Annotated in this window: 12 protein-coding genes; 2 read left to right on the forward strand and 10 right to left on the reverse strand. The window is 72.2% G+C overall.

Translation table 11 applies throughout. The features are described 5' to 3' along the window. The first annotated feature begins 119 nt into the window (after window positions 1-119). Window positions 120-722 (forward strand): hypothetical protein, encoded by a 603-nt coding sequence (locus ACT7CP_RS15015; RefSeq protein WP_445442817.1) that lies wholly within the window; start codon window positions 120-122, stop codon window positions 720-722. Then, on the forward strand, window positions 707-1,375 hold the full coding sequence (locus ACT7CP_RS15020) for a DUF998 domain-containing protein (protein ID WP_445442818.1): 669 nt from the start codon (window positions 707-709) through the stop codon (window positions 1,373-1,375). Before ACT7CP_RS15015 ends, ACT7CP_RS15020 begins: the two co-directional genes overlap by 16 nt. 9 nt (window positions 1,376-1,384) lie before the next feature. Here ACT7CP_RS15020 and ACT7CP_RS15025 read toward each other — a convergent pair whose 3' ends face one another. From ACT7CP_RS15025 to ACT7CP_RS15070, 10 genes are all read right to left on the reverse strand, one after another. Beyond that, window positions 1,385-3,364 carry a bifunctional copper resistance protein CopD/cytochrome c oxidase assembly protein gene (locus ACT7CP_RS15025; protein WP_445442819.1) on the reverse strand — a complete coding sequence of 660 codons (1,980 nt, stop codon included), beginning with the start codon at window positions 3,362-3,364 and terminating at the stop codon, window positions 1,385-1,387. A gap of 133 nt (window positions 3,365-3,497) precedes the next feature. Beyond that, the gene (locus tag ACT7CP_RS15030) at window positions 3,498-3,785 is read right to left on the reverse strand and encodes an HU family DNA-binding protein (RefSeq protein WP_012039622.1); all 288 of its coding nucleotides are present in this window, start codon (window positions 3,783-3,785) and stop codon (window positions 3,498-3,500) included. Window positions 3,786-3,916: 131 nt separating this feature from the next. Continuing rightward, on the reverse strand, window positions 3,917-4,222 hold the full coding sequence (gene rpsN / locus ACT7CP_RS15035) for a 30S ribosomal protein S14 (RefSeq protein WP_015491493.1): 306 nt from the start codon (window positions 4,220-4,222) through the stop codon (window positions 3,917-3,919). A gap of 2 nt (window positions 4,223-4,224) precedes the next feature. After that, a complete protein-coding gene (gene rpmG, locus ACT7CP_RS15040) occupies window positions 4,225-4,392 on the reverse strand; it encodes a 50S ribosomal protein L33 (RefSeq protein WP_011187086.1) in 168 nt (55 codons plus the stop codon). Further along, entirely contained in the window at window positions 4,392-4,628 is a 237-nt protein-coding gene (gene rpmB / locus ACT7CP_RS15045) for a 50S ribosomal protein L28 (RefSeq protein WP_012039624.1), read from the reverse strand. Before rpmB ends, rpmG begins: the two co-directional genes overlap by 1 nt. Before the next feature lie 174 nt (window positions 4,629-4,802). Further along, complete coding sequence (locus ACT7CP_RS15050) at window positions 4,803-5,249, reverse strand: Fur family transcriptional regulator (RefSeq protein WP_445442820.1); 447 nt, start codon at window positions 5,247-5,249, stop codon at window positions 4,803-4,805. After that, complete coding sequence (locus ACT7CP_RS15055) at window positions 5,246-6,172, reverse strand: metal ABC transporter permease (RefSeq protein ID WP_445442821.1); 927 nt, start codon at window positions 6,170-6,172, stop codon at window positions 5,246-5,248. The genes ACT7CP_RS15050 and ACT7CP_RS15055 overlap by 4 nt, the downstream gene beginning before the upstream one ends. After that, the gene (locus ACT7CP_RS15060) at window positions 6,169-7,056 is read right to left on the reverse strand and encodes a metal ABC transporter ATP-binding protein (RefSeq protein ID WP_445442822.1); all 888 of its coding nucleotides are present in this window, start codon (window positions 7,054-7,056) and stop codon (window positions 6,169-6,171) included. The genes ACT7CP_RS15055 and ACT7CP_RS15060 overlap by 4 nt, the downstream gene beginning before the upstream one ends. Continuing rightward, window positions 7,053-8,000, reverse strand: coding sequence for a metal ABC transporter substrate-binding protein (locus ACT7CP_RS15065; protein ID WP_445442823.1), 948 nt, complete (start codon window positions 7,998-8,000; stop codon window positions 7,053-7,055). The genes ACT7CP_RS15060 and ACT7CP_RS15065 overlap by 4 nt, the downstream gene beginning before the upstream one ends. A 75-nt stretch (window positions 8,001-8,075) precedes the next feature. Beyond that, a complete protein-coding gene (locus ACT7CP_RS15070; protein ID WP_445442824.1) occupies window positions 8,076-9,485 on the reverse strand; it encodes a dihydrolipoamide acetyltransferase family protein in 1,410 nt (469 codons plus the stop codon). Window positions 9,486-9,521 lie beyond the last annotated feature (36 nt).

Genomic DNA, 9,521 nt, shown 5'->3' on the forward strand with positions numbered 1-9,521 from the left:
GTAGCGCAAAGTGCTTTGCCGTGTCAATGGCGGCTTCCGGATGACGCGCGCGGCCCCGGCCTCCGCGATGATCGGAGGACGTCGTGGCACCCCCGACGCACCGACCGACGAGGAGCCCCATGCGCACCCCATCGCGACCCGTGCTCCCCGCCGCCGGGATCGCCGCCGCCGTCCTGCTCGCGCTGGGCGGCTGCACCGCGCCGGAGCCGGAGGGCGCGCCCACGTCCGCGCCCGCAGCCCGTCCGACGCCCGTGGACACCGACGGTCCGGCGGGGTCCGCTCCGCGCCTCCTCCCCGCGTCCGATCCCGTGGAGATCGGCGTCGGCGAGGTCGTCCCCATCGCGTCCGCGGGCCCCGAGGGCGGTCGCCTCACCTTCACGGACCTCGGGCCGGGCGGCACCGACATCCGCCTCACCGGGCTCGAGCAGATCACCGGCGGCATCCGCCTGGTGCTGCTCGACGAGTTCCAGCCGAAGCCCGGCTGCCTGCCCGACGTCTTCCACATGAGCTCCTGGCAGCCCGACCTCGTCCCGGACGGGCAGGGCGCGCACGTCGCGCACGTCGACCGCCACGGCGACCGGATGGGGAACCCGGCCGAGTTCCCGCACGCGATGATGATGGACGCCGCCACCTGGGGCTCCGGCGCGTCGCGACCGCCGACCCCGCCCGGCTGCATCTTCCCCACGGTCGCCGAGGCGGAGATCACGTGGCGCGCCCGCTGATCCCCGCGGCCGCCGGCATCGCCTGGATCGTCGCTGCCGTCGTCTACGTCGGCACCGAGGCGATCGCCGCGTCCGCCTTCCCCGGTTACAGCTACTCCGCCAACTACATCAGCGATCTCGGCGTGCCCGAGGTCGCCGAGTTCCAGGGCCGCTCGATCGACTCGCCGCTCTCCGCCGTGATGAACGCGGGCTTCGTCCTGCAGGGCGTCCTCTACCTCGTCGCCGCCGCGATCGCCATGCGCGCCCTCCGCGCCGGCCCGCGCCGCGCCTTCCTCGCCCTCGCGGCCCTGCACGCGGTCGGGATCATCGTGGTCGGCCTCATCCACGGCAGCGCTGCGAGCGACGCGAACGGGATCGGCGGGTTGCACGTCGTCGGCGCCGGCCTCGCGATCATCTCGGGCAACGTCGCCTCGATCGTCGCGGGCCTCGGCTCCCGGCGACTCGGCGCACCGCGCGCGTTCCGCGTCGCGAGCGTCGCCCTCGGCGTCGTCGGCCTCCTCGCGCTCGCCCTGCTGCAGACCCTCGGTGGCTCGACGATCGACGGGATCTGGGAGCGCGGATCCGTCTACACGGTCACGGCCTGGGAGCTGACGACCGGCGTGACCGTGCTCGCGGCCGCCCGCCGTGCCCGGTCCGCGATCCGCGCGGACTGACCCCGCGGATCAGCGCCGCTCGGCCGCCTGCAGCGCCTCGAGGTTGCGGTTGTACGCCTCGAGCTCGGCGTCGCCGTCGCGATCGGCCTTCCGGTCGTACCGGATGGAGTCCCGCTTGTCGCTCTTGCTCCACATGATGGCCGTGACGATCGCGAGCACCACCGTCGGGATCTCCCCGATGCTCCACGCGATGCCGCCGCCGGCCTGCTGGTCCGCCAGCGCCGACTCGCCCCACGGCCTGCCCATGGCCCCGAACCAGTCCGCGAGCAGGAGGCCCGTGCCGGTCATGAGCGACAGCCCGAAGAACGCGTGGAACGCCATGGTCGCGAGCAGGAGCAGCAGGCGCATCGGGTAGCCGAGGCGCACGGGCATCGGGTCGACGCCGATGAGGTTCTGCGTGAAGAGGTACCCGACGATGAGGAAGTGCACGATCATCCACTGGTGCCCGATGTGGTCGGTCGTGGCCCAGCTGAACAGCGGCGAGTAGTAGAAGACCACGAGCGATCCGGCGAAGAGCACGGCCGCGACGATCGGGTGGCCCACGAAGCCGGCGAACCTGGAGTGCACGGCCATGAGGATCCACTCGCGGCCGCCGCGGCTGCCGTCCTGGCGCTTGCGGATGGCGCGCATCGCGAGCGTCACGGGCGCACCCGGCACGAGCAGCAGCGGGATGACCATCGCGAGCACCATGTGCGCCAGCATGTGCGAGCTGAAGAGGTACTTCTGGTAGACGTTCACGCCGCCGTTGGTGATGTAGAAGAGCCCCACCATGCCGGCGACCCAGAGGATCGACCGGTGCACCGGCCAGGCGTCGCCGCGCTTCCGGAGGCGGTGCACGCCGGCCAGGTAGAAGAAGATGCCGAACGCGCACAGCAGGATCCACAGCAGGTCGAAGCGCCACTCCGTGAGGTACCGGATGGGCGACAGCTCGGGCGGCAGCGGCTCGCCCGTGAGGATCTGCGCGGGACTCGGATCCGGCAGCTGCGTGGCCACGACCTGGCTCACGGGCGGCGCGGTGCGCGCGAGGGCGGCGGCCACGCCGGAGGCCACGCCCATGAACGCGAGCTCCGCGGTGACGAGCCACCAGAACGGGCCGCGCGCCGTCGAGCCGCGCTCCTCGAGCCGCCCGATGAGCACGCGGCGGTACGCGGCGCCGAAGAGCCCGAGCGCGAGCAACGCGGCGACCTTCACGAGCACGAGCAGGCCGTACGGGGTGAGCAGGCGGTCGAGCGAGCCGACGCGGATCTCCGCGCTCACGTACCCGGACGCCGCGACGACCACGAAGCACACGAGCGCCACCGCGGAGTACCGGCGGAGGACGGGCACGAGCCGGTCGCCGTCGAGCTTCGAGCGCAGCAGCACCATGGTGAGGAGGCCGCCCAGCCACACGGCCGCGAAGACGAGGTGCAGTCCGAGCGCGTTGACGGCGGCGTCGTGACCCTCCGTGCCGCCCGCGTGCCCCTGCTGGGCCATGGGGACGAGCCCGCCGACGGCGAGGACGAGGACGAAGGCGATGGCCGTGTGGTTCCGCACCGCGAAGCACAGCACGGTGACGGTCGCCGCGATGAGCGTGGTCGCGAGCCACGCCTGGCCCACGGAGATCTGCGTGAGCACCAGCCCGAGGCTCGTGCCGAACTCGGAGCTGAAGGAGAAGGGCGTGCCCGAGACGCTGAGGAAGGTGAAGAAGGCGGTGATCGCCGAGGCGACCGTCCAGAGGGCGGCCCCGCCGGCGGCGATGTCGAGCGCCCGCCCGTACTCGGCGCGCTTCCGGGACAGCGCGAAGGCCGCGAGCAGCAGCGCGCCGATGGCCGTGGCCGCCGTGATGTTCACCATCATCTTCGCGGCGGGCAGCCCGTAGCGGACCACCGGGCCGGCGTCCTCGAGGAGCTGCGGGGCGGCGCCTCCGCCGATGGCGAGCGCGGCCAGCAGGGAGAGGAACGCGACGATGAGGAGGGCGGCGGGCCCCGCGACGCGGAGGAGTCTGGGCATGAGGGATCCAGCGTAACTCGCGCCTGCTGACGGGCGGCTGGCCGCCCCGGCGCGCAGGAGACGGAGCCCGGGAACGCGACAGCGGGGGCGCCGACCGGAGTCGGCGCCCCCGCTGGGCGTGAGGTGAGGAGGACTACTTGACGGCGGCCTTGAGCTTGCTGCCGGCGGAGACCTTGACGCCCTTGGACGCCTTGATCTCGAGGGGCTCGCCCGTCTGCGGGTTGCGGCCCGTGCGCGCGGCGCGAGCCGTCTGCTCGAACGCGACCCAGCCCGGGATCGTGACCTTGACGCCGTCGGCGACGTTGGTCGCGACGGTCGAGAAGAGAGCGTCGAGGACGCCGTTGACGGCGGCCTGGCTCTGTCCCGACTCCGCGGCGACGGCGGCAACGAGCTCGGTGCGGTTGAGTGACTTGTCAGCCATGGGTGTCCTCCTCGGACCTGGTGCCGTTCTTCTCGAGCGGCCGTGTGGTGGATGGGTTCTGTCTACGTCAGCTGACCGCGCGGCCCGACGGGGCCATCAGCGGTCCGTACGGCCGTACGGCCGCTTGGAACCTACCAGCTCGACTTCGTGATGCCCGGAAGCTCGCCGCGGTGGGCCATGTCCCGGAAGCGGACGCGGGAGATGCCGAACTTCGACAGGTTGCCGCGGGGGCGACCGTCGATGCCGTCGCGCTGGCGGACGCGGACGGGCGAGGCGTCGCGCGGGAGGCGCTGGATGCCGGCGCGGGCCGCCTCGCGGCTCTCGTCGGTGCCGTTCGGGTCCACGAGGGCCTTCTTCAGCTCGAGGCGCTTCGCGGCGTACCGCTCGACGATGACCTTGCGCTGCTCGTTGCGGGCGATCTTGCTCTTCTTGGCCATGGTTAGCGCTCCTCGCGGAAGTCGACGTGCTTGCGGACGACCGGGTCGTACTTCTTCAGCACGAGGCGGTCGGGGTTGTTGCGGCGGTTCTTGCGGGTCACGTACGTGTACCCGGTGCCGGCCGTCGAGCGGAGCTTGATGATCGGACGGACGTCCTGCTGCTTGGCCATTAGATCTTCACCCCACGAGCGAGGATGTCCTTGACGACGGACTCGATGCCGCGGGCGTCGATGACCTTGATGCCCTTCGCGGAGAGCGTGAGCTTGACGTTGCGACGCAGCGAGGGGACGTAGTACGTCTTCTTCTGCACGTTCGGGTCGAAGCGGCGCTTGGTGCGCCGGTGCGAGTGCGAGATGTTGTGTCCGAAGCCGGGGACGGCGCCGGTCACCTGGCAGGTTGCTGCCATGGTTTCCTCCGTAGGTACCGTAGGGCGAGACCGCCCTACCCAAGATTTCTTGTCGGCACGCCCGTCCCCGGATCTCGAGAGAGGGGGTCGGGCGCACATGCGAGCGGATGAGCCGCTCGGCCAGGGATCGAGGCTACGCGACGACACGCCCGGGCGCAAGCCGGAGGCCCGGGATCATGCGGATGCGGGCGACCCGGACGGGCTCGCGGATGCGCTCTCGGACGCCGCGTCGGCCGCCCGGCGCGTGCACTCGGCGCAGAGGCCGAAGACGTCGACCACGTGGGTCGGCGCCGTGAAGCCGTTGCGCGCGGCGACGTCGTGCGCCCACGACTCGACCTCGTCGGCCGCGATCTCCACCGTCTTGCCGCAGACGCGGCAGATGAGGTGGTGGTGGTGGCCGCCCGTGTCGCAGGTGCGGTAGAGCGCTTCGCCGTCGGGCGACTGGAGCGAGTCGGCGTCACCCTCCGCCGCGAGGTCGCCGAGCGCGCGGTAGACCGTGGCCAGGCCGATGGGGGATCCGGCGTCGTGCAGCCGCGCGTGCAGCCGCTGCGCGCTCACGAAGTCGGCCGATGCGTCCAGCGCCTGCCGGACGGCCTCCCGCTGCCACGTGTTCCGCTTCATGCCCGTGCCCTCCCGGCGGGCGATCCTCCCCGCCCCGACAGGGTACGCGTCCCGCCCGACGTGCCGCTGCGCGCCCGGAGGGCGTCGATGCCGCGGCACACCAGGTAGATGGTGAACGAGATGGTGGTGACGTACGGGCTGATGGGGATGCTGCTGCCGAGCGCGAGCATGATCCCGCCGACGATGCTCGCCAGCGCGAACAGCACGCTGAGGGAGACGACCACCCGCGGCGTCGACGAGACGCGCATGGCCGCCGCGGCCGGGGTCACGAGGATCGAGAGCACCAGCAGCGCGCCGACGATCTGGATGGAGACCGCCGTGCCGAGCCCGAGCAGGACCATGAACACGATCGAGAGCAGGCGCACGGGGACGCCGCGCGCGGCCGCCACGTCGGGGTCGACGCTCGCGAACATGAGCGGCCGCCAGACGAGGGCGAGGCCGAGGATGACCACGGCCCCGATGGCGACGAGGTAGCCGAGCTGCGGGTTGTCGACCGACACGATCTGCCCCGTGAGCAGGCCGAACTTGTTGCTGGCGCGCCCGTCGTACAGGGCGAGGAAGAGGATCCCGAGGCCCAGGCCGAACGGCATGATCACGGCGATGATCGAGTTGCGGTCCTTCGCCCGGGTGCCGAGCACGCCGATGGCGATGGCCGCGATGAGCGACCCGACGAGGGATCCGCCGACGACGTTCACGCCGAGCAGCAGGGCCGCCGCCGCACCCGCGAACGAGAGCTCGCTCACGCCGTGGACCGCGAAGGCGAGGTCGCGCGTCATCACGAACACGCCGATGAGGCCGCCCACGATGCCGAGCACGGCGCCCGCGATGATGCTGTTCCGCAGCAGCGCGACGAGCGCGCCGTAGTCGGAGAAGTCGAACAGGCGCGACCAGACGTCGCCCGCGTCCGCGAGCAGGTGGATCACGCGGCCCTCCCGTCGGTGGAGCCGGCGCGCGGGGCGACCGCGTGCACGCCGTGCGGCCCGTGGTCGCCGTGCGCGTCGTGGTCCTCGTCGTCGTGCGAGTGGTGGCCGTGCGGGTCGTCGGTGGCGCCCACGACGACCACGCGGCCGCGGACGCGCACCACGTCGACGGGCGTGCCGTAGAGCGAGCTGAGGACCTCGGAGTCGAGCACCTCGTCGGGCGTGCCGATGCGGAACCGCCCGCCCACGAGGTAGAGGACGCGGTCGACCATGTCGAGCACCGGGTTGACGTCGTGGGTCACGAAGACCACGGCGGCGTCGGTCTCGCGGCGGTGGCGGTCGATGAGCTCGCTGACCACGCGCTGGTGGCCGAGGTCGAGGCTGAGCAGGGGCTCGTCGCAGAGGAGGAGCCGCGGATCCGACGCGAGGGCCTGGGCCACCCGCAACCGCTGCTGCTCGCCGCCGGAGAGGGTCGCGACGGGCGCGTCGGCGTAGGCCGTCGCGCCGACCGCGTCGAGCAGCTCGTCGACCCGCGCTCGCTCCGCCCGGCGGCCGACGGGCAGCCCCCAGCGGTGGCCGGTGACGCCGAAGCCGACGAGGTCGCGGGCGCGCACGGGCGTGGACGCGGTGATCAGCTTCTGCTGCGGGATGTAGCCGATGCGCCGCGCACCGCGGCGCACCGGCTCGCCGAGGAAGCGCATGTCCCCCGACGTGAGGCGCTGGGCGCCGAGGACGGACTTCAGGAAGCTGGTCTTGCCGGATCCGTTCGGGCCGAGGACCGCGACGAACTCGCCGGGCGCCACGTCGAGGTCGAGTCCGCTCCAGAGGGTGCGCGCGCCGAACGAGAGCGTCGCGTCCCGGAGGCTCAGGACGGGTGCGCCGGTCACGATCCCCGGATCGCGGAGGCCACGGCGTCGACGTTCTCGGTCATCCACTCAACGTACCCGCTGCCCGCGGGCAGGTCGGCGGGGAGCGTCTCGGTGACGGGGACCACCGGGATGCCGGCGGCCTTCGCGGCGTCGACGACCTGGTCGGTCGTGGTGCCCGTGGTCTGCGCGTTGTAGACGAGCGCGGCGACCTGCTTCTCTGAGAACAGGGCGAGGGTCTCGGCGAGCACGTCGGCGGGCACGTCGGTGCCCTCCTCGATGGCCTCGCTGAACTCGTCCGGCGTGCGGTTCTCGAGGCCCATCGCGTCCGTGAGGTACAGCGGCACGGGCTCGGTGATGGCGACGCCCTTGCCGGTGCCGGCCGCCTTGGCGTCGACCTCGGCGGACGCGATGCCGTCGAGCTTCGCGGTGAACGCCTCCTCGTTGGCCTCGAAGGTCGAGGAGCCCGCGGAGTCGGCCTTCGCGAGCGCCTGCGCGATCTCCGCGGCCAGCTTCTTCATCGTGGGCACGTCGTACCACATGTGCTCGTTGAACTCGCCCTCGGCGGGCTCCTGGTCGTAGCCCGAGATGTCCGAGGCGTTGAGGAGGACGTGGCTCCCCGCGTCCGGCAGGGCCTTCACCATCGTGTCGATGAAGTCGTCGTAGCCGCCGCCGTTCTGGATCACGACGTCGGCGGTGGAGAGCGCCAGCTGGTCGCGCGAGGTGGCCTGGTACTCGTGCGGGTCCTTGTCCGGGCTGTCGATGATCGACGTCACCTTCACGTCGTCGCCGCCGATCTGCTTCGCGATGTCGCCGTAGACGTCGGTCGAGGCGACGACCTCGACCGTGCCGTCGGCGGATGCCGATGCGCCGTCGGACGGGGCGGCGGATCCGGAGGCGCAGCCCGCGAGGGGGACGGCGAGGAGCGAGACGGCGAGCAGGGCGGTGAGGGGGCGACGGTTCATGGATCCGACGATACGGTACTGAGAACGGTTGTCAGTACCAATAGGGCACGGCTGGGGATGAGTCGCCGGCCCGCGTCACTCCAGCAGCAGCGCCGGCTCCTCGATGATGCTCGCCACGTCCGCCAGGAAGCGGCTCGCCACGTCGCCGTCGACCACGCGGTGGTCGAAGCTCGCGCCGATGGTCGTGACGAAGCGCGGGCGGACCTCGCCGTCGACGACCCAGGGCTTCTGCTTGATGGTGCCGAGGGCGACGATGGCGACCTCGCCCGGGTTGAGGATCGGCGTGCCCGTGTCCATGCCGAAGACGCCGATGTTCGTGATCGTGATCGTGCCCTGGCTCATGTCGGCCGGGCTCGTCCTCCCGTCGCGGGCCGTGAGCGTGAGCTGCTCCAGCGCGCGGGCGAGCTCGAGGAGCGACATGGCCTGCGCCTCCTTGACGTTCGGCACCACGAGGCCGCGCGGCGTCGCGGCGGCGACCCCCAGGTTCACGTAGTGGCGGACGATGATCTCCTGGTCGGTCCACGAGGAGTTGACCGTGGGGTTCCGGCGCACGGCCCAGATCATCGCCTTCGCCATGATGAGCAGCGGCGAGACCTTGACGCCCGCGAAGTCGGTGGAGGACTTGAGGCGCTTGACGAATTCCATCGTGCGGGTCGCGTCGACGTCCACGAAGAGGCTGACGTGCGGCGCCTGGAACGCGCTCTGCACCATGGCGGCGGCGATCACCTTGCGGACGCCCTTGACGGGGATCCGGTCCTCGCGCGCGTCCGGCCACTCGGGCGTCTCGATGTTCTTGAACACGCTCGCCTGCTGGGCGGTGCGGATGACGTCCTCGCGCGTGATCTCGCCGACGAGGCCCGTGGCCTCCACCTCGGCGAGGTCGACCTCGAGGTCCTTCGCGAGCTTGCGGATGGGGGGCTTCGCGATGATCGGCGAGGCCGACGCGGCGGGCACCGACGCGGGGCGCGGGGCCCGTGCGGCGGGGGCGCCGGCCGACGCGCCGGGGCGGGTCGCGGGTCGCGCGGCGGCGGGGGCCGCATCGCCCTGCTCGGCGCGGCGCCGACGGCTCGCGACCTTGCCGACCGTGCCGTAGCCCACGAGCACGGCGCCCGAGGTCTCCTCGGCGGCGGGCGCGGGCGGCGCGACGGGCTCGCGGCTCTCGATGGCCGTGTCGTCCTCGATCACCGTCTCGTTCGGCAGCGCCATCTGCGCGGGCGTCTCGGCCGGGCCGGACAGGCCCGGGGTCCCCTGCGCGATCGCGATGATCGGAGTGCCCACCTCGACGGTCTGGCCCTCCTGCACGAGCAGCCCGGAGACCGTGCCCGCGAACGGGCTCGGCAGCTCGACGAGCGACTTCGCCGTCTCGATCTCGACGATCACCTGGTTGAGCGCCACCTGGTCGCCCGGCTGCACGCGCCACGAGACGATCTCGGCGTCGATGAGGCCCTCGCCCACGTCGGGCAGGGTGAACTCGGAATCAGCCATCGTGCGGTCCTCTTCTTAGTGCCGCGCGGGCGGCGG

The organism is Clavibacter rahimiani (genome assembly GCF_052654495.1).